General features: G+C 41.6%; 22 protein-coding genes. 12 read left to right on the top strand and 10 right to left on the bottom strand.

The genetic code is table 11. The features are described from left to right. Nucleotides 1–115: 115 nt before the first annotated feature. Together mnmE and WAO84_RS13925 are read right to left on the bottom strand one after the other, a co-directional pair. Nucleotides 116–1,513, bottom strand: a complete 1,398-nt coding sequence (gene mnmE / locus WAO84_RS13930) for a tRNA uridine-5-carboxymethylaminomethyl(34) synthesis GTPase MnmE (protein WP_340066543.1) — start codon at nt 1,511–1,513, stop codon at nt 116–118. A 68-nt stretch (nt 1,514–1,581) separates the two neighbouring features. Further along, nucleotides 1,582–3,963, bottom strand: a complete 2,382-nt coding sequence (locus WAO84_RS13925; protein ID WP_340066542.1) for a T9SS type A sorting domain-containing protein — start codon at nt 3,961–3,963, stop codon at nt 1,582–1,584. A 350-nt stretch (nt 3,964–4,313) separates the two neighbouring features. Between WAO84_RS13925 and WAO84_RS13920 the strand changes: the two genes are divergently transcribed. Beyond that, nucleotides 4,314–4,652 (top strand): DUF4870 domain-containing protein, encoded by a 339-nt coding sequence (locus tag WAO84_RS13920; RefSeq protein ID WP_340066540.1) that lies wholly within the window; start codon nt 4,314–4,316, stop codon nt 4,650–4,652. A 224-nt stretch (nt 4,653–4,876) separates the two neighbouring features. Here the strand turns inward: WAO84_RS13920 and dnaN are convergent, their stop codons facing one another. The 5 genes from dnaN to WAO84_RS13895 all read right to left on the bottom strand — a co-directional run bounded on the left by dnaN (nt 4,877) and on the right by WAO84_RS13895 (nt 9,625). Further along, nucleotides 4,877–5,995 (bottom strand): DNA polymerase III subunit beta, encoded by a 1,119-nt coding sequence (gene dnaN / locus WAO84_RS13915; RefSeq protein WP_340066538.1) that lies wholly within the window; start codon nt 5,993–5,995, stop codon nt 4,877–4,879. A gap of 72 nt (nt 5,996–6,067) precedes the next feature. Continuing rightward, complete coding sequence (gene gldG, locus WAO84_RS13910; protein ID WP_340066537.1) at nt 6,068–7,741, bottom strand: gliding motility-associated ABC transporter substrate-binding protein GldG; 1,674 nt, start codon at nt 7,739–7,741, stop codon at nt 6,068–6,070. Next, entirely contained in the window at nt 7,738–8,463 is a 726-nt protein-coding gene (gene gldF, locus WAO84_RS13905) for a gliding motility-associated ABC transporter permease subunit GldF (RefSeq protein ID WP_340066536.1), read from the bottom strand. The genes gldG and gldF overlap by 4 nt, the downstream gene beginning before the upstream one ends. A 9-nt stretch (nt 8,464–8,472) precedes the next feature. After that, nucleotides 8,473–8,769 (bottom strand): putative quinol monooxygenase, encoded by a 297-nt coding sequence (locus tag WAO84_RS13900; protein WP_340066535.1) that lies wholly within the window; start codon nt 8,767–8,769, stop codon nt 8,473–8,475. Nucleotides 8,770–8,794: 25 nt separating this feature from the next. Then, nucleotides 8,795–9,625: an SAM hydrolase/SAM-dependent halogenase family protein gene (locus WAO84_RS13895; RefSeq protein ID WP_340066534.1), complete on the bottom strand. Its 831-nt coding sequence runs from the start codon at nt 9,623–9,625 to the stop codon at nt 8,795–8,797. Nucleotides 9,626–9,732: 107 nt separating this feature from the next. Between WAO84_RS13895 and WAO84_RS13890 the strand changes: the two genes are divergently transcribed. The 10 genes from WAO84_RS13890 (at nt 9,733) to acs (ending at nt 20,885) form a co-directional block, all read left to right on the top strand. Continuing rightward, nucleotides 9,733–10,686 carry a PhoH family protein gene (locus WAO84_RS13890; RefSeq protein WP_340066533.1) on the top strand — a complete coding sequence of 318 codons (954 nt, stop codon included), beginning with the start codon at nt 9,733–9,735 and terminating at the stop codon, nt 10,684–10,686. Nucleotides 10,687–10,704: 18 nt separating this feature from the next. Beyond that, complete coding sequence (locus WAO84_RS13885; RefSeq protein ID WP_340066532.1) at nt 10,705–11,661, top strand: phosphoribosylaminoimidazolesuccinocarboxamide synthase; 957 nt, start codon at nt 10,705–10,707, stop codon at nt 11,659–11,661. A gap of 124 nt (nt 11,662–11,785) precedes the next feature. Then, nucleotides 11,786–12,205, top strand: a complete 420-nt coding sequence (locus WAO84_RS13880; RefSeq protein ID WP_340066531.1) for an IS1/IS1595 family N-terminal zinc-binding domain-containing protein — start codon at nt 11,786–11,788, stop codon at nt 12,203–12,205. Between the two features lie 115 nt (nt 12,206–12,320). Further along, nucleotides 12,321–13,556 carry a hypothetical protein gene (locus tag WAO84_RS13875; protein ID WP_340066529.1) on the top strand — a complete coding sequence of 412 codons (1,236 nt, stop codon included), beginning with the start codon at nt 12,321–12,323 and terminating at the stop codon, nt 13,554–13,556. A gap of 20 nt (nt 13,557–13,576) precedes the next feature. Continuing rightward, nucleotides 13,577–13,831: a DUF4212 domain-containing protein gene (locus tag WAO84_RS13870; protein WP_340066528.1), complete on the top strand. Its 255-nt coding sequence runs from the start codon at nt 13,577–13,579 to the stop codon at nt 13,829–13,831. Between the two features lie 12 nt (nt 13,832–13,843). After that, complete coding sequence (locus tag WAO84_RS13865; protein ID WP_340066527.1) at nt 13,844–15,619, top strand: sodium:solute symporter family protein; 1,776 nt, start codon at nt 13,844–13,846, stop codon at nt 15,617–15,619. A 77-nt stretch (nt 15,620–15,696) separates the two neighbouring features. Continuing rightward, nucleotides 15,697–15,891 (top strand): hypothetical protein, encoded by a 195-nt coding sequence (locus WAO84_RS13860; RefSeq protein WP_340066526.1) that lies wholly within the window; start codon nt 15,697–15,699, stop codon nt 15,889–15,891. Continuing rightward, a complete protein-coding gene (locus WAO84_RS13855) occupies nt 15,884–18,574 on the top strand; it encodes an ATP-binding protein (RefSeq protein ID WP_340066525.1) in 2,691 nt (896 codons plus the stop codon). The genes WAO84_RS13860 and WAO84_RS13855 overlap by 8 nt, the downstream gene beginning before the upstream one ends. Further along, nucleotides 18,571–18,930, top strand: a complete 360-nt coding sequence (locus WAO84_RS13850; protein WP_340066524.1) for a response regulator transcription factor — start codon at nt 18,571–18,573, stop codon at nt 18,928–18,930. The genes WAO84_RS13855 and WAO84_RS13850 overlap by 4 nt, the downstream gene beginning before the upstream one ends. A 47-nt stretch (nt 18,931–18,977) precedes the next feature. Next, nucleotides 18,978–20,885: an acetate--CoA ligase gene (gene acs, locus WAO84_RS13845; RefSeq protein ID WP_340066523.1), complete on the top strand. Its 1,908-nt coding sequence runs from the start codon at nt 18,978–18,980 to the stop codon at nt 20,883–20,885. 26 nt (nt 20,886–20,911) lie between these two features. Here the strand turns inward: acs and WAO84_RS13840 are convergent, their stop codons facing one another. The 3 genes from WAO84_RS13840 to WAO84_RS13830 form a co-directional block, all read right to left on the bottom strand. Continuing rightward, nucleotides 20,912–21,568: a 3'-5' exonuclease gene (locus WAO84_RS13840; protein ID WP_340066521.1), complete on the bottom strand. Its 657-nt coding sequence runs from the start codon at nt 21,566–21,568 to the stop codon at nt 20,912–20,914. After that, a complete protein-coding gene (locus WAO84_RS13835; protein WP_340066519.1) occupies nt 21,565–23,478 on the bottom strand; it encodes a DUF294 nucleotidyltransferase-like domain-containing protein in 1,914 nt (637 codons plus the stop codon). Before WAO84_RS13835 ends, WAO84_RS13840 begins: the two co-directional genes overlap by 4 nt. Nucleotides 23,479–23,588: 110 nt before the next feature. Continuing rightward, the gene (locus tag WAO84_RS13830) at nt 23,589–24,677 is read right to left on the bottom strand and encodes a M42 family metallopeptidase (RefSeq protein ID WP_340066518.1); all 1,089 of its coding nucleotides are present in this window, start codon (nt 24,675–24,677) and stop codon (nt 23,589–23,591) included. 114 nt (nt 24,678–24,791) lie between these two features. On the opposite strand from WAO84_RS13830, the gene WAO84_RS13825 reads away from it, so the two are divergent. Then, on the top strand, nt 24,792–25,475 hold the full coding sequence (locus WAO84_RS13825; RefSeq protein ID WP_340066517.1) for a DUF4294 domain-containing protein: 684 nt from the start codon (nt 24,792–24,794) through the stop codon (nt 25,473–25,475). Nucleotides 25,476–25,630 lie beyond the last annotated feature (155 nt).

Genomic DNA, 25,630 nt, shown 5'->3' with positions numbered 1-25,630 from the left:
CTCCTCCGGAACTTCTAACCATTAAACATTTTGGTTATAATGCTTGGTGTCTTTTATGTAAAAAGCCTGTCAACACCAACAAAAGAAGGGTTTAACTAACCAAAAAGAAATGTAATTACTTCCCAATACAAAAATTAGCAAAAATATTCCCTAAGAGATCATCGGTTGTGATCTCTCCGGTAATTTCACCAAAATGGTAAAGGGCCTGGCGAATATCAATAGCGAGCAGGTCGCCGGGCAGGCCATCGTCCATACCCTGCTGTACTTTGGTGATCTCTTCGAGGGCTTTTAGTAAGGCATCGTAGTGACGGGAATTGGTGATGATGGTCTCGTTGTTGCGCAGGGCACCTGTATTTACCAGGCTTAGCAATTGCTCTTTAAGCACATCAACCCCCTGGCCGGTTTTGGCAGAAAGGGGAAGAAGGTTTTCTATGGTACCAGTTATTTGTTCTACGGCCTCAGGAGAAAGGGTGTCGATTTTATTGGCTACGACCAGCAGTTGTTTTTGCGGATATTGGTTCTTAAGCTTTTCGATCTCGATCTTCAGCGTGTTAAGTCTGTGATGGTTTTGCAGGATGGCAGATGCATCAAACAGGTAGAGTACCAGGGCTGCATGTTTGATTTTTTCAAAGGTCTTTTGGATCCCGATGCTTTCAACAGTATCTTGCGTATCGCGAATACCGGCAGTATCAATAAACCGGAAGCCTATGCCGCCAATACTGATCTCATCTTCAATGGTGTCGCGGGTGGTGCCGGCAATATCGCTTACAATGGCCCGCTCCTCATTTAAAAGTGCGTTGAGCAGGGTAGATTTCCCTACGTTGGGTTCGCCTACAATGGCCACGGGGATCCCGTTTTTTAGTACGTTCCCTACGGCAAAGGAATCGATAAGCCCTTTGAGCACGGTGTGAATACGTTGCAACAGTTCGCGAAACTGCTCTCTGTTGGCAAACTCTACATCTTCTTCGGCAAAGTCGAGTTCCAGCTCAATAAGGGAGGCAAAATTAAGGAGTTCGTCCCGTAATTTTTTGATCTCATTGCTAAAACCACCCCGCATTTGCTGCATGGCCAGTTGGTGGGAAGCGGCATTGTCTGATGCGATAAGATCGGCTACGGCTTCTGCCTGACTCAGGTCGAGTTTGCCATTCAGGAAAGCACGCAGGGTAAACTCGCCGGCCTGGGCGGCACGACTACCTTTACGTAACAGCAGTTGTATAATTTCCTGCTGAATGTAGGGAGACCCGTGACAGGAGATCTCTACGGTATTTTCTCCGGTATAGGAGTGGGGTGCTTTAAATAAAGATACCAGCACCTGGTCGAGTACCCTGTGGCCATCTACAATATGTCCTAAATGCAGGGTATGGCTCTTTTGGGTAATCAGGTCTTTATCGCGAATGGGTCGAAATATACCGGCTACTCTGGTAATGGCGTCATCTCCGGAAACCCGTATTACAGCAATAGCGCCGGCGCCGGAAGGGGTTGCCAGGGCCACAATAGTATCTTTAGGGATCATCTTTTGCACATTTCTGCAAAAGTACAAATAATCAAAAGCTTTTACGGGTTTGATTCCTGCTACTTCGTTTAGCGAAAAAAGACTTTTCCTTGGCCAATGGTAGTATGTTCTGAGCGTAATTCATACAGATAAAGTCCGGGGGGTAACCAACTTGCTGAAATATCTACCTGGTTAGCGCCAGCGGTTGCCCTGCCATTGAGTTGTTGCATAACATGGCCCTGGAGGTCATAAAACATTAAAGTATAATCCAATGGTGCTTCAACGGAAAATGAAAGGGCAGATATGGAGGTTACCGGATTGGGAAATATCTTTGCAGGCTCCAGGTATTCAGGGGCCTGAGGTTCTGGCAGTATGCTCTCCGGAGAAAAGTACAGGCGGTCTGTTTCCAATACAACCGGAATAGGTTGCCCTGAATGATTTTCTGCGATAAAAACGACCATAGCAATATTCTTTAAGCGTTCTTTATTGTTGGTAAGGGTAGCCAGATCTATCTGGTATTCTCTTTGTTCCGGTCCTGTTTTGATAGTGGTGCGTAGTTGCTCATCCCATGAACGGGTATGATCTACCAACACTACCTCTATTTCCAGAGCCTGTGAAGCATAGGCTCGCAGGTTGAAATTCTGAAATTCTGAAAGGTCTGTACCTTCAAAAGTATTTTTCAGGGCCCTGTACCAGGCAAATTTTTGGAATAGCTTACCACTTATACGGATACCGCGTTCCAGTTGCAGGTGACTGGCCTCTTTGGAGAAGTAATTCTGGAAAATATCTGCCTGGTGTGCCCCTTCTTCGGGTGCAATATCCACTCCCCAAATACCATCGGCAAAGAAAATGGTATCAGGAGTACCATTACCTTCATTAAGGGTCACTCCCATAGTGTAAACACCTTCGGTATGCATGACCAGGGTTTCTTCCGGGGTTCCGGACAATTCAAAAGTACGAGTGAAGTTTATGGCTTCTGAGGTCTCAGTCTCTCTGTAAATACCTTTTACAGGAAGGGAAGTCTGCCCTTTTGGATTACTGATGTTCAATGTTAGTTTCCCATTTCTGTACATGGCCCGATTCACAAAAATTGCGGGAGGCTCTCCGGTAAGTATCTGGATACTGCGTGTTTCATCATGTGTTCGGAGACGTTGTAATATTCCGGTAACGGTTTTTTGTAAATGTCCGGGACTATTTGCCCATACCTGAAAATTATAATATGCTTTCCCGGGGGTATAACCCGAGGTATTCCAGTGGCTTTCTACTACCCAGGTACTTTCCTCTCCTTCGTAAAAGGAAAAATTGGCACTGTACTCAATAAATCCGTCACGTGTACGCTGTTTGAACATCAGGAATTCACGTTCTTTCTCAAAGGGTAATTTCCATACCTCTAATAAAGTGGTTCCGGTTAACCGGTCACAAATAGCTTTGGTATGTTCGTAAACTCCGCCGATGGTTCGTGATGAGAGGATAGCTGCCTGTCGGGATCCTTCCCCAAAATAATCAACTGATAATACTTCGGTTGCATTAGTAAGCTCTAAAAGGTCCTCCGGAGTGCTCAGATAAGGAACGGTTCCTTCAATGTTATCTGGTATTAACTCGAACAAAGCGGGAAGGGGAGAGGTATTCTTTGCAAATTCTTTCTTTTTTGTAATAAATTCGTTCCCGGAACGATTAAAACGCGGGTTCCATCGGTTATCCCTGCTGCGACGATAGTATCGTTTTGCGATTTTTCCGATAAGCCGGTCATTGCTTTCCAGTCCACCATCATTAGCACTTCCGGTTTCTGTATAGGTACATTCTGTAAACCCGCTACAGGCAAACTCATCACAATCCAAAACTCCATTCCCATCGTTGTCAAAACCATCTGTACACAAAAAGAGCGTGTTCTCTTCATCTATAACCTTAGGGGTCTCTACGGGCATACTTAGGTACAGGGGAATGGAATTATAATCTCCGCACTTGCCTGAGGGAATAAGTTTATTACAACTGCTGGCAGCTTCTATATCACTACATGTTTTTTGGGAAACGTTCCATCCTATCCAGATACGGTCCAGCGATACTGTATCGCCACAACCAATTTCATAAGTTATAGATGTACAATATATTGCGGTAGCGCCGGCAGGCAGGTTAGGATTACACTTATTGAGTGTAGTTATCTGTCCGTTAACATTGAGGTCTGCATAGATCATAGGCGTGTATCGGTCGGTCCCGGTAGTGTTTTCCATATAAAAGCATATATAGGCGGTGAATGTAGTGCCCAACTCTTCACAGGTCTCTATGCGTGTGCCGTTGGTATCAGAAGCCAGAAAAGGATCGTAGAGAATGACGTCCTTGGCACTGCATGCATAACCACAATCTCTGGGTTCTATAATAATGGATTGCGCAAACGACATTTTGGAGAAAACAAATAAAAAAAGTGCCAGTGAGGCTAAAGTCTTTTCAGTGTTTGGAAGTAAAGTTTTTTTCATGATTCAGGACAATGATGAAATATTCTGTTCTAAAGGTATTATGACTAAGCATTTTTTGAACGAATTTTCGTTGGTAAGTTGTTTTCCTTCGGTAAGTGGCAGCTTATGGGCAACCAATGGGGAAATACTTTTATAAGTTTTTTCTTATGATAAAGAAGATGATAATGTTTTGAAAATGCTCATTCACCAATGGTTGCATTGTAAGCGATAACGTATCTGTTATGGTTAAATGAGGGAGGGGGAAATGCCCTTTTTAGGTGAATTGGTAAAAAAATACGGTTTTTCCGTTATTTTGTGTAACAATTTATCTTTTGGGGAGTCTTATAGGTATTCATCAAATCACGACAGTTATGAGAAAAGATAATCAACTTCTGGTAATTACCCACCTGAGCCAGTTACTGGACCTTATTACTCTGTTTGGCGGATTTATAGTACCGCTGGTACTTTGGCTTACACAAAGGGACCGTATTAATGATATGGACGAACACGGCAAAGCGATCATGAATTTTCAGATAAGTATGTTTATTTATGCTATTATCTGTTTACCGCTGATCCTTTTATTTGGCCTGGGAATTGTGGGGCTGATCGTTATTGCGATCATCTGTTTTATTTTCCCTATTATCAATGCAGTAAAAGCGAGTAATGGCGAATTACCGTACTATCCAATGACCATGCGCATCATTAATTAAAAAAAGAGCACCATCATAAAGAAATTTTGATGACTTTCAAAAACTTTTTTGATACAGGTTCATTTGGATGTTGGGTGCTCAGCATTTTTTCAAAAGCGTAATACATGTAAATTTTCTTGTTTTAGTTTTATATAGGGTTAATGAAAAAACCGGCAGATTTGATCTGCCGGTTTTTTTTAAATTGAAATAAATAAAATTTATAATAACACTTAAAAATAATATACTTAGTTATTTAACATCACTGGCATAACGAGCATGGTGATCTGTTCGCCCTCATCGAGCCCATCTGCGGGGGTGAGGATACCGGCACGGTTAGGCAGGCTCATTTCCAGCGATACTTCACCGGAGTTCAGGTTACTGAGCATCTCGGTAAGAAAGCGTGAATTAAAGCCTATTTGCATATCGTCACCACTATAACTACAGGTAAGGCGTTCTTCAGCTTTATTGCTATAGTCAATATCTTCGGCTGAGATATTCAGTTCGGCTCCGGCAATTTTTAACCGGATCTGATGGGTGGTTTTATTGGAAAATATACTTACCCGTTTTACGGAACTTAAAAACTGATTTCGATCTATCGCCAGTTTATTTGGGTTCTCTTTGGGGATCACGGCTTCGTAGTTGGGGTATTTCCCGTCTATAAGCCTACATACCAGTTCGGTATTCTCAAAAGTAAATTTTGCATTGCTGTCGTTGTATTCGATCGTTACTTCGGCTTCACTACCGGCAAGAATACTTTTGAGCAGGTTTAAGGGCTTTTTAGGCATGATAAACTCAGCTACTTCGGTAGCTGTTACGTCAGAGCGCTGGTATTTTACCAATTTATGTGCATCGGTAGAGACGAAGGTGAGTCCTTGTGGTGTAAATTGAAAGAATACACCGCTCATTACGGGCCGCAGGTCATCATTTCCTGTGGCAAAAATAGTTTTGCTGATGGCAGTTGCCAGAATATCGCCTATAACAACGGTAGAACTGGGTTCTGAAAGCTCTATGGTCTTGGGAAATTCGGCACCGTCTGCATAGGCCAGTGCATATTTACCGTGATTAGAACTAATTTCTATGGTGTTGTTGCTGTCTGCCACAAATGTGAGCGGCTGCTCCGGAAAGGTTTTAAGAATATCTAGCAGAAGCTTGGCCGGAATGGCAATGTTACCTTCTGAGGAAGAATCTACCTCCAATACGGTACTCATAGTGGTCTCCAGATCTGAAGCTGAGACGACCAGTCGATTTTCTGAAAGTTCAAACAGGAAATTATCTAAAATGGGCAGGGTATTGTTATTATTAATAACTCCCCCGAGGATCTGTAGTTGCTTTAGCAAGTAGGAACTTGATACAATAAACTTCATTGAACGCTTAATTTTCTTCTAACTACAAATATATTTTAATTGTACTTTCTACCGAAAATAACTTATTAACATTTACTTACTGTATTTGCGTTTTCGCAACTGTTGGTAAACTACCCCAAAAACCAGAAGGAAGAGGAGGGGAAATACCACATTTACAAGCTGCCAGCGTGTTTTTTCGGTGGCTACTTTCTCCGAATCCAAAAATGGCACGGCAATTTCTTTAGAGCGAATGTTTATAAGTCCGGTGTCATCCAGCAGATAATTTACACAGTTTAGCAGAAATTCCTTGTTCCCGTAAAAACTGTTCGTCCATTTGTCATATCCCAGCTCAAGGGGACGGCCCCGACTTACTTGATTTTTGATAAGGTCTCCATCGGCAATCACTATCATAGCCGTTTCTGTACTTTCTTCCCGGGTATCAGGTAATTTCAAGGGCAGGATCCGGTTTTTAAATGCGGAGGTAAAAGAGCCTTCCAGCAATACGGCCAGTGGAATAAAGGACTCTGTATATGATTCTTTTGGTGGCGCATCGGTAATAATGGAGAGGCTTACTTCGGCCGGGGTGCCGGTAAGGGCCGATAGGGGAGACGAACTGAGTAAAACGGTTTTTTTAACCGCATTAGACAGGGTATCTATACTGTTGGCATATTGAAAGCGCAGGGCCTCTATATTCTGGTTTATGGGATGATCATTTTTTGAAAATACCATAGGATGATACACCCAGGGTACGGGATCATACTGGGATGTGGTACCTTCACCGGAAGCAAGAACGATTTGGGTAAAATACAGGTCGCGTACTAATACGGGATTAATACGAACCCCATACCGGAAAAAGAGATCGTTTATATTGAGGTCGCGGGCAAAAGCTACGGTGCTCCCTTTTTCATTGTAAAGGCTATCGGTCTCAATAGCTACCTGATCTATAAGCCATAAAGATTTTCCTCCCTGCATGGTAAACTGGTCCAGTACCAGTTTTTCTTTTTCACTAAAGCGCTCTGTGGGTTTGGCCATGATAATCATATCAAAAGCGGTAAGATCATTCAGGGTTTTTTGTGTATTGGCTTCTACCGAATCGAGAGTAAAAGGTGCCAGACGGTAATACTCGCCCAGTGTTTTCAGAAAATCGGCTATTTCTATATCCGCAGGTTGTCCGTTACCTTTTAGTACGGCGATACTTTTTTTCTCTGTTACGGTAAGCTTTTTTAAGGCATCAGCAAAAGCGTATTCCAGGTTTCTGATGGAATTGTTTACCCGTTCTTCGGTATTGGAACCCATTGTATTTTTTAACAATGGTACCCGTACCTGCCGCTCTTCACTGGTGTAGGCCACCCCCCACGGAAAAACAAATTCCTGCGTTACTTTTCCGTTCTCTTCTACGGTTACACTTGCCGGGGTGAGCCCCATACCCCGCAAGCGTTGTAATACTTCTTCAGAGCTACCGTCTTCTCCCGGGTTTATGAAATTGTATCTGATCAGCGGATTCACTGATACGAGTTCTTCCAAAAGCTGCCGGGTTTCGATCTGTAGTTTTCTGAATTCGGGGGGAAAGTTACCTTCCAGTAATATATCTATGAATACGGGAGTTCTTACCGACTCCAGTATGGAAACGGTAGTTTCGGAAAGTGTGTACCGCTTATCGGCCGTAAGGTCAAACCGCTCATATATCCATCCGGAAAGCAGATTGATCAGAATCAGGGCGGCCAGAGCCTGTAACCATCGGTAGCCCGTTTTTAGGTTCCTTTTCATGCGTTTCCGGTTTTTTTGAGTTGTTCTGAAGTTAGCAATACAAAAAAGGCCGCCAGTGATAGGAAATAAATAAGATCGCGGGTGTCTATCACACCCCTGGCCATACTCTCAAAATGGGCCTTCATTCCCAGTTGAGAGATCCAGTTCATTTCACTACCGAGGGATGCAATGCCCTCAAAACCAAAAAACAAAAAGAAACAAATAGCCGCGGCTATAATAAATGAAACAATCTGATTACGGGAAAGGGTGGAAGCAAAAATACCGGCTGCGGTATATGCGGAAGCCATAAAAAGGAGTCCGACATAGGACCCAAGAACACTTCCCAGATCCAGGTTTCCTTCCGGTTTGCCCAGCTTCCAAAGTGTTAGAATATACAAAAGGGTGGGTAACAGTGCCAATACTACCAGTGTAAATGCCCCCAGGTACTTGCCTAATACAATGTGAATGGGGTGTATGGGACGGGTTAATAATACCTCCAGAGTGCCCATTCGGGCCTCATCGGAGAAACTCTTCATGGTAATCGCCGGGATCAAGAAGGTGAGTATCCAGGGTGCCAGAAAGAAAAAGGCAGACAGGTCGGCAAAACCGTAGTCAAATACATTAAAATTGCCTTTAAATACCCATAAGAACAGTCCGTTGAGCAATAAAAAAACAGCAATGACCAAATATCCGGTAGCCGAGGCAAAAAAAGTATTGATCTCTTTTTTAAGAATGGCAAACATAGGTATGTTTTAAGGTAAACTTTCTATTTTGTCAACGCTCCACGCTTCTGGTTTTTCTGAAAACCATTGCTTTGTTGCAGACCATACTTCACGAAAAAGAGCTGATGCTCTGTACGCTTCCAGTGCTTCTTCATCTTCCCAGAAACTGTAGGTAAAGAATATATTTTCAATATCCCGGCCCCTGTACAATTCTAAAAAATGGCAGCCTTCAAAATGGCGTATTGCGTTTTTATGCATTTCAAAATTAGCCAGGAAATCGGCAATTTTTTCCGGCTCAAAGGTCATTTTTACAATTCTTATAAACATTTTATATAGTGCTTATATGCTGTTCTTAAGCAAAAAACAGGGTTACTGTATCTCTAAAATTTAGGCCAAACAATGTATTGGCACCACCTACAGTAAGAGGGTTACTCTTATAAATGGCCAGCTCTATATAACCGGCAGTATTAAAAACTGCCAGTTTTTTTCCGTCTTCTTCCCGTTTTGCCTTTTCCAGTGAAAAATTAATGGCATCGCTATAGCGTTCGTTTATTTTAGTAAACTTATAGTTTCGGGCCAATAATTGAAAAGGGCGGCCTTTTCCCACCTCTTCAAACAGTTTACGGGAAATATTGGTAACTACATTCCCGTAATTGTCAATATACAATACACTGCCAATGATCTGGTTACGTTCATTGTTGATCACCGGGCTCACATCTTTTATTTGCCGTATCTGCTGTATGGGTTTGCCTATAACTTCCAGGGTACCGCCGCGGGCAATATGGGCCGCTGCTTTTACAAAAACGTCCAGTACCGGAAAATTGCTTTGTATGTTGTCGTGAATATTGATCTCCACTATTTTTTCAGGAATGATTTCTGAGGTGAGCAGACACATGATCCCATTATCTGCACAAATAAAATAGTGACCATCCAGCAGCAGGGCAATGTGGCGGTTTTCCGGAGTGAGTTCGGCATCAATACCAATGAGGTGAATGGTGCCTTTTGGAAAACTTTTATAGGCATTTTTAATAATATATGCCGCCTCGGTAATATTGAACGGGCTGATTAAATGGGAGATGTCAACAATCCTTGCCGATTCGAGTTCTGAATACACAGCTCCTTTAATGGCTCCGACAAAATAATCTTTTTCGCCGAAATCAGTAGTTAACGTAATGATCGCCATTGGATAACTGTTAATATTTTTTTAATTTTAAAGAGTGTTTTTTGCGTATGTTTGCTATGCAAATCTAATAAAACAAAAAGGGATACACTAACTTAATTACACAGCTTTTGAATGAACTTATAATTGAACTTACCGAGATCAGTCCAAGAGAGTTTTTTGGTCATCAAAATACAAATATAGCCCTGTTAAAAAAATACTTCCCAAAATTAAAAATTGTAGCCAGGGGCAATAAAATAACTGCTTACGGAGAAGAAGAAATACTGGAGGTTTTTGAAAAAAAACTGGACAGGCTCACATATTATTTAGGAAAGTACAATAAACTGGATGAGAATGTCATAGAGCGCATACTCACCAGTGACCAGGAAGAAGAGGACCTTTCGGGAAAATCAGGAGGTGTGTTATTACACGGGGTAAGCGGGCGTATTATCAAAGCGCAAACCGCCAACCAGCAAAAACTGGTAACCCTCATGCAAAAAAATGATATGGTATTTGCCATAGGCCCTGCCGGTACCGGAAAAACCTATACCGGGGTCGCCCTGGCCGTAAAAGCACTCAAAGAAAAACAGGTAAAACGTATTATCCTTACCCGCCCCGCCGTAGAAGCTGGGGAAAACCTGGGCTTCCTGCCGGGTGATCTGAAAGAAAAGCTGGATCCCTATATGCAACCTTTGTATGATGCCCTTAGAGATATGATACCTGCCGAAAAATTACAACACTATATAGAGAACGGTACCATACAAATAGCGCCTATGGCATTTATGCGGGGGCGTACACTGGACAATGCATTTGTCATACTCGATGAGGCCCAGAACACCACCCACGCACAAATGAAAATGTTTCTCACACGTATGGGAAAACATGCCAAGTTCATGATTACCGGAGATCCGGGTCAGATCGATCTGCCCCGCAGAGTGATTTCCGGACTTAAAGAGGCCTTGCTGGTACTTAAAGATACCGAAGGCATAGGTATGGTATATCTGGATGACAAAGATGTTATACGGCACCGGTTGGTAAAACATATTATAGATGCCTATAAGAGCATTGAACATTCCAATAACTAAATAAGACAATACAAATTCATGAATAATACTCTAATGGCCACGGATTTTCATTTTCCGGGGCAGAAAAGCGTATATCGCGGTAAAGTACGGGAAGTATATGAGCTGGATAACGGATTACTCGTAATGATCGCTACCGATCGTTTGTCGGCTTTTGATGTAGTATTACCCAGAGGAATTCCTTTTAAAGGACAGATTTTAAATCAGATCGCTACCCGTATGCTAAAAGCTACTGAAGATATTGTGCCCAACTGGTTACTTGCTACTCCCGATCCCAATGTGAGTATTGGCCATCACTGTACCCCGTTTAAAGTAGAAATGGTAATACGGGGCTATCTTTCAGGTCATGCTGCCAGAGAGTACCACGCAGGGAAACGTACACTTTGCGGAGTCACTATGCCTGAAGGTATGAAAGAGAACGATGCTTTTCCCCAACCAATTATTACGCCCGCTACCAAAGCAGAAAAAGGAGCACATGACGAAGATATTTCCCGGGAGGAAATACTGGAAAAAGGATTGGTATCTGAAGAGGACTATACATTACTGGAAACCTATACCCGCCGGCTTTTTCAGAGAGGTACCGAGATTGCCGCAAAACAAGGATTGATCCTGGTAGATACCAAATATGAATTTGGAAAGACGGCAGATGGAAAGATTGTTGTAATTGATGAGATACATACACCCGATTCTTCCCGATACTTTTATGCTGATGGATATGAAGAGCGCCAGCAAAGGGGAGAGCCTCAAAAACAACTTTCCAAAGAATTTGTACGGCAATGGCTTATAAAGGAGGGTTTTCAGGGAAAAGAAGGACAAAGTATCCCTGAAATGCCCGATTCACGGGTACAAAGTATTTCAGAAAGGTATATTGAGCTTTACGAAAATATTACCGGTACGACTTTTCAAAAAGGTGATGTAAGTAATATAAAACAACGTATTGAACACCATGTTATGGCCTGGTTGTCAAATTCTCAATAATGATTGTTAAAAGCTGCTAAAAAGCCACTGAAACCTTATTTTGTTAATTAGATTCTTTAATTTTTACTGCATATTTTAAATATTTATTATGCTAAATTAATATATTTATGCAAAATAAATATACATGAAAGTTCAGGCGTGTCCCAATTGTACTTCCGAGCGTTTTGTAAAAGCAGGTATCATTAAGAACAGACAGCGTTATCGTTGTAAATCCTGTAACTATTACTTCACGGTAAACAAGCTGGGAAAACAGATAGACAGTTATTATGTGAACAAGGCACTACAGTTGTACCTGGAAGGCCTTACCTATCGTGAGATTGAACGTATCCTCGGCGTATCTCACGTATCTGTAATGAACTGGGTAAAACGTTACCGCATAACACGCCCGCACAACTCAGAATATCACCCTACCTACAAAATACTCAGTTCCGGGGAGCTCTCTACATATTTTAAAGATACTTCCAATTTACATGGTGCCGGTGTTCTTATTACCGAACTCGGTGATAAATTTATGTTAATAAAATGGGAACGTTTTAGAGAATAAAGTATTTCTAATTACCAATTTTGTATATATATTTTTTTTTAAGGGTTTAAAAATATGAAGTTAGTATTCGTAAAACACCAGATTACAACTGTTAAAAACCAATACTTTAAACCTTATGAAAAAAATTCATGTAACCTTTATCGCCCTTCTGCTCCTGGGTATTTACCAAAGCGGATACACCCAGGGTTCTACCGAATACACGGGTGGATTTAAAGTTAAACTTAATGAAGAAGGATCCAAATACTTCCGAATTATTTCCTGGGGGCAGTTTTGGGCCCAGTACAGAGACAACACTCCAGACGATGTAAGCAATGTAAACATCAGTGTGCGAAGAGCACGTGTACTTACCTATGTACAACTCAATAATAAGTTTATGATCCTTACCCATTTCGGATTGAATAACTTAAATGGTGACAACCTGAGTGCCCTGGGCACGGGTGATTCTGCACAATTGTTCTTTCATGATTTTTGGGGAGAATATTCCCTGGGGAAAGATCACCGCATTGGTGCCGGTTTGCACTACTGGAACGGGATTTCCCGATTAAACAGTCAAAGTACCCTTAACATGCTTACGCTGGATAATAACCGGCAATCCTGGGCAACACTCGGCCTTTCCGATCAGTTTGCGAGGCATATTGGTATTTATATGAAAGGAGCCTTCGGGAAGTTGCAGTACCGCGTATCGGTAAACGAATCGCTTAACGGAAGTCTGCAAAATACAGTAGATCCTACCCCCGGAGGGCCGGCTGTATATGCTGGTAGGCGCCTTCTAGGTTCTGCCGATGCCGGGAAAGTCTATGCGGGGTATTTTGATTTTAATATCCTGGACCAGGAGTCTAATTACCTGCCTTACAAAGTAGGTACCTATCTGGGTAGCAAAACCGTATTTAATGTAGGGGCCGGTTTCCTTTTACACCCCAATGGTTCTGTAATTGCCGATACCAATGGCGATTTGAGCGGGGAAGACGTATCTATTTTTGCAATAGACGCTTTTTATGATAGTCCGCTGGGAGCCAACGGTTCAGCCATTACCGCCTATGCCACTTTTCAGACTAATGATTACGGAGAAGATTTTACCCTGGGTACCACCTATGCCACCGGTAATATGATATATACCCATGTGGGCTACCTGATACCCGGAGACAAGGAAAAAACCCGTTTCCAGCCCTATGTTTCGTTTAATTCGCGAAGTATTGATGCGATAGATGACAACGCTACTCGTTTTGGGATTGGAGCCAATGCCCTTTTTACAGGGCACCACTCAAAACTGAGTTTAGAATACAGCAATGAAAAATTTGGCGATAATGACAGCGTAAGTATTATTACGTTGCAGGCCATGATATTCCTATAACTAACTAAAATTTCAACACAATGGACAAAGAAAAACGAAAAAAATACTGGAAGGAAAACCTTCGCTATCTAACGGTGCTATTGATTATTTGGTTCGTAGTTTCTTACGGATTTGGTATTCTACTGGTAGAACCCCTTAATACCATTAAAATTGGTGGCTTTAAACTGGGTTTCTGGTTTGCACAACAAGGCTCGATCTATGTGTTTGTGATTCTCATATTTGTGTATGTGAGGCTAATGAACAAACTCGATAAAAAATATAACGTACACGAATAAAAGAAAAACATTATGGATATTCAAACCTGGACATTTATTATAGTCGGGATCACATTTGCCCTGTACATTGGAATAGCGATCTGGTCGAGAGCTGCTTCCACCAAAGAATTTTACGTAGCCGGGGGAGGCGTTTCTCCGTTGGCTAACGGACTCGCTACTGCTGCAGACTGGATGTCGGCTGCTTCCTTTCTCGGGATGGCAGGGATCATAGCATTTTCCGGTTATGACGGCTCTGTTTATTTAATGGGATGGACCGGCGGTTATGTACTGCTGGCCCTTTTACTGGCACCTTACCTTCGAAAATTCGGGAAGTTTACCGTACCTGATTTTATTGGAGATCGCTACTATTCCAATGTGGCACGTACTGTAGCGGTAATTGCTGCCTTATTTGTGTCCTTTACTTATGTGGCCGGACAAATGAGAGGAGTAGGCGTGGTATTTTCACGTTTTCTCGATGTAGATATTAACACTGGGGTATATATTGGTATGGCCATTGTATTGTTGTATGCCTTTTTGGGAGGAATGAAAGGAATCACCTATACACAGGTGGCACAGTATTGCGTATTGATCTTTGCGTTCATGGTACCGGCTATTTTTATAAGTTTGATGGCTACCGGCAACCCTATACCCCAAATTGGCTTTGGATCTGCCGGAGAAGATGGAGTTTATTTATTGGATAAACTGGACGGGCTGATGACCGAATTGGGATTTACGGCCTATACTGATGGTACGAAATCTATGACCGATGTATTCTTTATTACGGCGGCACTCATGCTGGGAACCGCAGGGTTGCCCCATGTAATTATCCGGTTTTTCACCGTACCTAAAGTACGCGATGCCCGAAAGTCGGCCGGATATGCCTTGTTCTTTATTGCCATTTTATATACAACTGCTCCCGCTATTGCTGTATTTGCCCGTACCAATCTTATGGAAACCGTAGAAGATACTCCTTATGCCGACATTCCTGCCTGGTTTACCAAATGGGAAGATACCGGCCTGATAAGCTGGGTAGATAAAAACGCCGATGGGAAAATACAATACTTACCGGGTACTGCGATAGATGATAAAAAACCGACCTTTACCGGAGAGCGCGGAACTTACGGAGAACGTTTGGTCTCCAATCCCAGCACAGGTCCTAATGAATTGTATGTTGACCGTGATATTATGGTACTGGCCAACCCTGAAATAGCCAACCTTCCCAACTGGGTCATAGCTCTGGTAGCGGCCGGTGGCCTGGCTGCCGCACTATCTACCGCAGCGGGATTGTTACTGGTGATCTCTACATCTATTTCACACGATCTTATCAAAAAGCAATTGTTCCCGAACATTTCTGATAAAAGAGAGCTTTGGATAGCCCGTATTTCTTCTTTACTGGCGGTTACCGTAGCGGGGTATTTCGGTATTCACCCTCCCGGCTTTGTAGCTTCGGTAGTGGCACTGGCCTTTGGTCTGGCTGCTTCTTCCTTTTTCCCGGCCATTGTAATGGGTATTTTTTCAAAGCGAATGAATAAAGAAGGCGCTATTACAGGTATGATTGCCGGCCTGGCCATTACTATTTACTATATAGCCCGTTTTAAACTAGGGTGGATCGGTACTCCCGAGACAAGTACTCAGGATGACTGGTGGTTTGGTATTTCACCCGAAGGTTTTGGTACCGTAGGTATGATTGTTAATTTCCTGGTTTCCATAGTGGTATCCCGTTTTACGGCACCCCCTCCCGAAGATGTACAGGAAATAGTTGAGAACATTAGGATACCCAGTGGCGCGGGCGAAGCTTCTGCGCACTGATGTCCTGAAAAAACGAGTACCGTTCTTTCTTTTGGAAGACGGTACTTTTTTTTAAATTTAAGGAGTAAAACAGTTACATGAAAAAGAGACATAAGCAAAAACTGGTTGTACTATCCATGATACTTTTTCTTTTATGGAATGTACCGCTCTTGCTCATGTTTAATCATCCGTTTGAGATTTTCGGGTTTCCGGCACTCTATTTCTTTATTTTTCTCACCTGGCTTTTAGCCATTGTGGTGTCGTTTTACATTTTATACAGGCACTATGAATAATGTAGTACTTACAAGCATTATTGTAGCTTATCTGGGGTTACTTTTCTTTGTTGCTTTCAAAGCCGAAAGAAATTCAAAAAGCAGATGGGTAAACAACCCGTATATTTATGTACTTTCCCTGGCAGTATATTGCTCTGCATGGACCTATTATGGTAGCGTGGGTATCGCTTCAGAATCCGGGATGAATTTCCTGGCTATTTATCTAGGGCCGGTAATTGCCTTACCGCTCTGGTTAATAGTAATGCGAAAGATCATACGCATTTCCAAACAGCAAAAAATCTCAGGTATTGCCGATTTTCTCTCTATGCGATATGGTAACCATCGTTTTTTAGGGGCACTGGTAACCGTTATTTGTGTATTTGCTATTGTACCTTATATTTCTCTACAGTTAAAAGCTATATCTGAAACTTTTGAGATCATAACCGATGAGACCAGTTACATATCTACCTCGGTCTGGGATGATTCTACCTTTTATATAGCCGTACTGCTGGCTGTTTTTGTGGCTTTTTTTGGAACTCAGGCTACTGATGCTTCCCAACGCCGCAAAGGCATTATGACCACCGTAGCTTTGGAATCGGTTTTAAAGCTCACCTTTTTTCTGTTGGCCGGTATCTATGTAGTATATTTTCTTTTTGACGGAACTGCCGATATGTATGAACAGGCATCGCGGTTGTCCAATTTTGAAAAGCTCATCTCTTTTAAAGGTATGGAAGCCGGATTTGACTGGCTTTTTACCATCTCACTTTCATTTTTTGCCATTTTCCTGTTGCCCAGGCAGTTTCATGTAGCCGTCGTAGAAAATGATAGCGAGCACCACCTTAAAAAGGCTATCTGGCTTTTTCCGTTGTATATGCTGCTTTTCAATATTTTTGTCATCTTCATTGCCTGGGGAGGGAACCTGCTTCTTCCGGCAGAAGTAAATAATGACTACTATACGTTGTTATTACCATTACAAAACGGTAATCTTACCCTGGCTATTCTTGTATTTATCGGAGGGTTTTCGGCAGTAATCTCTATGGTAGTGGTTTCTACCCTGGCACTCTCTACTATGGTAAGCAACAATCTCATTATTCCGTATGGATACCTGGAAAAATTCATTAAAGGAAATCCTGAAAAAAATGCCGGATATATTAAAAATATTCGTCGTATTTCAATTTTTACTCTCATCATTACAGCATATCTGTTTTATGTCAAGTTCTCTTATGAATCTTCTCTTTTTCGAATAGGAGTTATCTCCTTTGTCGTGATCTCACAATTGGCACCGTCCTTTTTTATAGGTCTTTTCTGGAAAAGAGGATCGGCTAAAGCTGTGATAAGTGGAATGATTGCCGGAATGATCGTAGTAAGCTATACACTTATTGTTCCCTTTATAATGAATGTTCTGGGAGATACACCGGGTTTTGTAGAAACCGGCCCGGCACAAATACTTTTTTTAAAACCACACGCCCTTTTTGGTATTGACCTAATGGGGCCCGAGGCGCATGCTTTTTTCTGGAGTATGCTGGTTAATGTATTTACCTTTCTCACCGTATCCTTATCTTCCAAAGGAAATTACCGGGAACGTAATTATGCTGAGATGTTCGTAAACACATCAGACTACGAAACGCTGCAGGAAGGGGCTTTTGTTTGGAAAGGAGAGGCTTATGTAACCGATATTCGTGATCTGCTGGATCGTTTTCTCGGAAAAAAACGTACCGAAAGGGCCCTTAACCGCTTCTATCTTAAACACGATATTTCTAAAGACGAAGAAAAAGCAGATGCCCGACTGGTAAATTTTTCAGAAAAACTACTCACAGGAAGTATTGGGAGTGCTTCTGCCAAAATACTCATTGCCAGTGTGGCTAAGGAACAACCGGTGAGTCTGCCGGAAGTATTGAAAATACTGGAAGAGTCTAAAAAAACAATGGCTCTCAATAAAGAGTTAAGGGAAAAATCAAAAGAATTAAGTGTACTTGCCGGGCAACTGCGCGAAGCGAATAAAGAACTGCTGGAGCAAGACCGGCTCAAGGATGAGTTTCTGGACACCGTAGCCCATGAACTCAAAACACCCATCACTTCTATTAAAGCAGCATCAGAAGTACTTATGGACAGTGACGATATGCCGGAGGAGTTGAGGGCACGATTTATTGAAAACATAACATCAGACGCTGATCGTCTGGCCTGGCTTATTCACAACTTACTGGATCTTGAAAAACTCTCTAACGGGCTGGAAGAGCTGGAATTTCGATCTAATAAGATTGGTGAAACCATTGAAAAAGCCATAGGAGGGATCACACAAATTGCTCACAATAAAGGGGTTTCCATACAATTTGACAATGAAATATTGACCCATGCCTATTACGATGAGGACCGCCTGCTTCAGGTACTTACCAATTTGTTATCCAATGCCGTTAAATTCTCCGCCCGCGGAACAGGTGTCGTTACCGTAAGCGCAGAAGAGACAGATACAGAGCTGCAGGTGCAGGTAGAGGATAACGGAAAAGGAATACCCGAGGAAGATTTTAACTATATTTTTGACAAGTTTTACCAATCTAAAAATCAAAACACTAAGAAACCCAAAGGTAGCGGACTGGGACTGGCTATTAGTAAAAAAATTATTGAAAGCCACAAAGGAAAAATATGGGCTGATAAAAACTGTACAAAAGGAGCGCGTTTTGTATTCACAATACCTAAGCAAGTATGAAGCGAATATTAATTGTAGATGATGAACCCAATATTGTAATGTCTTTGGAGTATGCCTTCAAAAAACTCAATTATGAAGTGTATATAGCCCGAAACGGAGAAGAGGCCTTGCAAATAGCTAACGAAACATCACCGCATGTGGTGCTGTTGGATATTATGATGCCCGAAGTAGATGGGTATGAAACACTTAAAAGAATGCGTAGTAATGATAAACTCGCTTCTACCCGAATTGTATTTCTTTCAGCCAAGAATCGCGCTGCAGATATTGAGAAAGGTTTGCATTCCGGAGCCGATAAGTACCTTACCAAACCTTTCTCCATTAAAAAACTGGTCGCAGAAATTACAGAATTATTATGATTTCAACCTATAAATACAAAAAATAACAGCAACAAAAATTACAGATCATGAGTAACTACCACATTAAGAACCTTGAAGAATATTTCCAAATGTACAGGAAGTCGGTAAGAGAACCCGAAAACTTCTGGGAAGAGATTGCTGAGGAGCATTTTCTCTGGAGAAAGCGATGGGATAAAGTCTTGGAATGGGATTTCACCAAACCCGAAATAAAATGGTTTCAGGGAGCCCGTTTAAATATCACTGAAAATTGCCTGGACCGTCACCTGCGTGTACGTGGTGATAAAACCGCAATTTTATGGGAACCTAATGACCCCACGGAAGAAACCGTAAAGTTAAGCTACCGGGAACTACATAAAAAAGTGTGTAAAATGGCCAATGTGCTCAAAGATCATGGTATTCAGAAAGGAGACCGGGTGTGTATTTATCTGCCCATGATCCCGGAACTGGCCATTTCATTATTAGCTTGTGCCCGTATAGGAGCCATTCACTCTGTGGTTTTTGCCGGATTTTCCTCCACCGCACTGGCAACGCGTATTAACGACTCTACCTGTAAAATGGTTATCACTTCCGATGGTTCCTACAGAGGTAATAAATCATTAAACCTTAAGAATATTGTAGATGAAGCACTTGACAATTGCCCGTCTATCGAGACCTGCCTGGTAGTAAAGCGCACCAACGATACCATTACAATGAAAGAGGGGCGCGATAAGTGGCTGGCACCTCTTATGAAAGAAGCGTATGCTGATTTCCCTCCCGTGATCATGAATGCTGAAGATCCGCTGTTTATTCTCTATACGTCGGGATCTACCGGAAAACCTAAAGGTATGTTGCACACCACCGCGGGTTATATGGTATATACAGCCTATACATTTAAAAATGTATTTCAATACAAAGAAGATGATATTTTCTGGTGTACGGCCGATATTGGCTGGATCACCGGTCACTCCTATATTGTTTACGGCCCTCTGGCCAATGGTGCTACCAGTGTTATGTTTGAAGGAGTACCTTCTTATCCTGATTTCGGGCGGTTTTGGGAAATCGTAGATAAACATAAAATAAATCAGTTTTACACAGCTCCTACAGCCATACGGGCATTGGCCAAAGAGAGTCTGGATTACCTTGATAAATACAGCCTATCGTCCTTAAAAGTACTCGGCTCCGTGGGAGAACCTATTAATGAAGAGGCCTGGCATTGGTATAATGACAACGTAGGCAAGAAAAAAAGCCCCATTGTAGATACCTGGTGGCAAACAGAAACCGGAGGGATTATGATCTCTCCCTTACCGTATGTAACTCCTACCAAACCTACCTATGCTACTTTACCCATTCCGGGTATTCAGCCGGCTTTGATGGATGAGAACGGACAGGAAATAAAAGGAAATCAGGTAGATGGCCGTTTGTGTATCAAGTTTCCATGGCCTTCAATGGCACGAACTATATGGGGCGATCACCAAAGATACAGGGACACGTATTTCTCGGCATTTCCCGGACATTATTTTACCGGTGACGGAGCGCTGCGCGATGAAGTAGGATATTATCGTATTACCGGAAGAGTAGATGATGTAATTATTGTATCGGGCCATAACCTGGGCACAGCACCTATTGAAGATGCGATTAATGAGCACCCGGCCGTTGTAGAATCTGCCATTGTAGGGTTCCCGCATGACGTAAAAGGAAATGCCCTTTATGGCTACGTCATCCTTAAAGAAACCGGAGAAGGAAGAGACCGTAACAACCTTAGAAAAGAGATCAACCAGCAAATATCAGACCATATAGGGCCCATTGCAAAGCTAGACAAAATCCAGTTTGTGGAAGGATTGCCTAAAACAAGAAGCGGAAAGATCATGCGGCGTATCCTGCGTAAGATCGCATCAAAAGAGACGTCTAATTTAGGAGACACCTCTACGTTGTTAAACCCAGAAGTAGTTCAGGATATTATTGATGAAAGTCTTTAGTAAGAGATGAGTTGAAACGGAAGGCCTTAACGAAATAGATATTTTATTTTGAAGGGCCTTCCTTTATACAGTTTGCTCACAGTTTTCAGAAAAACAAGTGCAGTGATATAAGCATCACCTACGGCAGTATGTCTGTCCTTTTTAGGTATTTGTAAAACATCGGTCAGTTCATCCAGAGAGTAATTCTTTTCTCTGTTTATAAAATTACTATTGATACGTGTTTTAGCATAAAGCCTACCCGTATCCAGTATCTTGTTTTTAAGTTTGGGAAGCCCCTGGCGCTTCAGTGCTTCATTGATCATAGTAACATCAAAATAGGCATGGTGCGCTACCAATACCGAATTTTCGATGTAGGCCAGAAATTCTTTTAAAATATCTTCTTCGGCTGCATTGGCATCTTCATACTTCAGAATACCATGTATTTTAACAGTATCAGGATTAAAGTGTTCCTGCTGGATGTAGCGCTCAAAAACATCCGCTATTTTTATTTTGTTATCGCATACCTTCACCGCTCCAATACTCAGCATACGGTCTATTTTAAAATCAAAACCGGTAGTTTCTGTATCAAATACCGTAAAAGTAGTTTTTGAATAGGTTTGCTGTTTGGTACCCCGAAAATGGGAAACATATTGTTTCCAGTATTCAGGATAGGCTTTCTTTTTTCTGATAAATCGTAAATTCATAAAAAGTAGGCCAGTTTAAAACGTAGTTTGAGCAGTTCCTGAATATCACTGGTTGTTTTAAAACACCGTTTCAGTTTGAGCTTTTCTTCCTTAGTTAAACGAGAGAGTTCTATAAACCTTCCGGAATCGTTGTGTAAGAGTCCCTGTTTGGTCCTGAATTTCAATAATGCTTTAGCAGCATAAGAACAGGAAAGGTACAGTTCTGCATTTTCAGGTTCCAGTTCTGCCAGTTTTTCAAATCGCTCTGCCGTGTTGTTAATGTGTTTTACCTTATGAGAAATAATAAGTATTCGACCGGCATCGGTAAGTGGCATAAGCGCTCGCTTTTTAAGATCGAAAAAATCTTTGTGTTCTCCATTCTGCTCGACCAGGAACTGCCGGAAAAAGCCCAGAGGCGATGGGTTCATTAAAGCACTTCTACCCAGTTTTGCCAAAAAGATCTGATTCCCTTCCGTATAGGCAAAAATATGATCACTTAATTCAGTTGTAAGTGTTACGTCTCCAAACGAAATATCAAAATCAAAGAAAATAGAACAAAGCATGATCTCTTCTTCTCCGGCCTCCATGATCCAATGGGCAAACTGTTTTTTCCATTCACTTAAAGAGAGGCACCATTTGGGATTACTGGCCATCATTTCAGCCGGACAATATTCATAGCCCACTTCGTTAAGGTCTTTGGTAACTCCTTTAGCCAGGATTAAGAAATACTGTTTAACCCTGTCATAAGATGCTTTTGGAACATCTTTAAATACCAGAGCATTGTCCTGATCGGTATGTAAAAGCTGCTCTTTTCTTCCCTGGCTTCCTAAAGACATCCAGGCAAAAGGAACCGGGGGAACTTCCATCCCTGAAAGCCGGAGCTCAATCACTTTTTTTATGGTGGCATCATTGAGTTCGGTAATGATCTTAGAGGTATGCGTAAGCGGGATATTCTGATTAAGGTACCCCTGTAGCAATACCATTACTTTTTGCCGTATCTCTTTGAGCTCCTTAACTACTTTGGCTCTTTTGATAGCTTTCATAAGTACTGCAGGATTGGTACCCTGCATTACCACAATATCGTGTTCAGATACGAGACCCTTAAGCCTGGAGTTAGGAGTGCCGTCTTCAGTAATACATAAATGCCCAATTTTGTGTTTCATCATGGCTATTTGTGCCTGAGCGATGGAAATATTGGAAGGGTAGCAAATTACCGGGGCGGTCATAATAGTTTTGGCAGGGACCGTTATTTCAAAGAGTCCTGTTGCTATTTTGTTACGTATATCCTTATCGGTTATAATGCCTTTAGGGTGTTCATTCTCACAAATAATAATAGAACCTATTCCGTTCTTACTCATAATCTGTGACAGCTCTTTTACCGGTGTTTCCGGCGGGCAGGTAATGAGTTCCTTAATAAACTTTACCGGTTGTAGTTCAAATAGCGATGAAGAAAGTGGTTTTTCTTTTTCTGTATAAAAAGTTCCCAAATGTTGTTTGGAAAAAGGAGTAGCCGTTTTGGAAGCAAAGCTCTCTATAAGAAAACCGGCTATAGCCCGGTTGTTTTCAATTACAGGCTTAAAAGTATCTATGGAAATGGCATATAAAATAGATTCTTCTGCAGCACGGGCCGATAACCTGTAGGTAGGTTCCCGGGCTATTAAAGGTCGTAACCCCAGAATGTCACCTTCATCGCATTTATCTACATTTACATAGGTTTCGTTTTCCTTTTTTTGAAGAAGAATAGCGCCTTTGTGTACCACATAAAAACAGGAATGTGCTGTATCATTCTCTTCAAAAAGAATACTTTCTTTAGTGAGGTACTGCACGGTGATACCCGAAGCTATTTTTAATAATTCGTCATAGGTAAGAAGATCAAAAGGAGGAAACTTCTTGAGGAAATCGGAAATTCGTTCGGCTATCGTGTTTTTCATATTACTAAGGTACAGTAAAAAAGAAAAACCGGGTAAGAGATGACTGAATGGGATACCCAGGTTTCCGTAAAAACCCAAAAACCCTGCAAAAGCAGGGTTTTTACATGGTATTACTCAAAATAACTAAAAGTTTCGCCTGTTTTTATGTTGAGGAGGGTTTCATAAATAAGCCGGATCACATTTTCCACATCGTTTTTGTGTACCATCTCTACAGTGGTATGCATATAGCGTAAAGGCAATGAGATCAATGCCGAGGCAACTCCGCCATTGCTGTAGGCAAAGGCATCGGTATCGGTACCGGTAAAACGCGAGGAAGCCATTCGCTGAAAGGGGATCTTCTTTTCTTCTGCGGTTTCAATAATGCGTTCGCGTAATTTGTTTTGTACTGCCGGCGCGTAGGATATTACCGGGCCTTTTCCTATTTCGGTATGCCCCTGCTTTTTCTTATCGATCATAGGGGTGGTCGTATCATGTGTTACATCGGTAACAATAGCTACGTTCGGTTTAATGGTATGAGTAATCATTTCGGCCCCTTTAAGGCCTATTTCTTCCTGAACCGAATTGGTTATATAGAGCCCAAAAGGAAGTTTTATGTTGTTTTCATGGATTAATCTGGCCACTTGGGCAATCATGAACCCTCCGGCACGGTTATCCAGGGCACGACAAACAAACTTGTCACCATTAAGGATCTCAAAAGTATCAGGGTAGGTAATGACACACCCTACATGTACTCCCATTTTTTCAACTTCTTCCTTATCCTTAGCACCAATATCGATAAAAATATTATCGAGTTTAGGGCTCTCTTCTTTAGATGAATCACGTGTATGAATCGCCGGCCAGCCAAAGACCCCTTTTACAGTACCTTTCTTGGTGTGGATATTTACCCATTTGGAAGGTGCAATTTGATGATCGCTCCCTCCGTTTCGTATTACGTATAGCAAACCGTTGTCGGTAATGTAATTTACATACCACGAGATCTCATCAGAGTGCCCTTCTATTACCACTTTAAAATCAGCATCGGGGTTTATAACCCCCACGGCAGTTCCGTAAGTGTCTGTAATAAAAGTATCTACATAGGGTTTTAAGTAATCCATCCATATTTTTTGCCCTTGCCATTCGTATCCGGTAGGAGAAGCATTGTTAAGATATTTCTCTAAGAATGCTATTGCGTTTTTGTCAAGTATTTTCTTTTTTGCCATAAAAACTAGTTTAGTCTGCGAAAATAACAATATTCACAAACATTTAATAGTTAGATATAACGGAATCATTATTTTTGGAATGTATATATGATTTGATGTGATATGCCCTGAAAAATGAGAATGCTTTTTTTGCTGATATGGTCGACCCCTTTTTGCCTAGGAGCACAAAGTTCCCCGGCACAAAAAGACTCTGTACCTCCCGTTGAATATATTTTTTTAAAAGGAGACTCCATTCCTAAAACGGCTATTGATCTTGAAGAAGTATATATTTTTGGAAGACTCAAATTTGCCAATAGGGAAGAGCGTTTACAATATTACATACTTCGCAGAAAAACCCTTAAAGTGTACCCGTATGCCAAGTTGGCATCGGAGCGGCTGGTAAAACTGAACGAGCGACTGGAAAGTATGACTTCAAAATCCCAGAAACGAAAATACACCAAGCGTATGCACCGATATATGGAGGGGGAGTTTTCAGATGAGTTGAAGAAGCTAACCAGAACGGAAGGGCAGATACTGGTTAAATTAATACATAGGCAAACCGGTAAAACTACTTTTGAGCTTGTTAAAGAATTGCGTAACGGGTGGCGGGCTTTTTGGTACAATACTACAGCCAAAGCATTTAAAATATCACTAAAAGAAGAATACCACCCTGAAAGTAAACAGGAAGACTATCTTATAGAAGATATATTACAGCGTGCGTTTGCTTCCGGGAGGCTGGAAAAGCAAAACTCGGCTTTATCTTTTAATTATCCCGACCTTATCAATAAATGGGCAAATAAAGAAGTTCACAAAAATTAGTTGCACGGTTCTTAAAAAAGACTTATTTTAGAGGCCCTTTTCACATTACGGTTTGATAAGTATATTGGAAATCAGACAGATATTATTTATTTTAAATTTTTTTCAAAAAAGATTTGTGATACGGTAAAAAAGTTTTTTATATTTGCAGCCGCTTT

Origin of the sequence: Ascidiimonas aurantiaca, from assembly GCF_037646345.1 — a bacterium.
In the GTDB taxonomy this organism is placed as follows: Bacteria; Bacteroidota; Bacteroidia; order Flavobacteriales; family Flavobacteriaceae; genus Ascidiimonas; species Ascidiimonas aurantiaca.
This window is presented reverse-complemented; position numbering and strand designations above follow the sequence as displayed.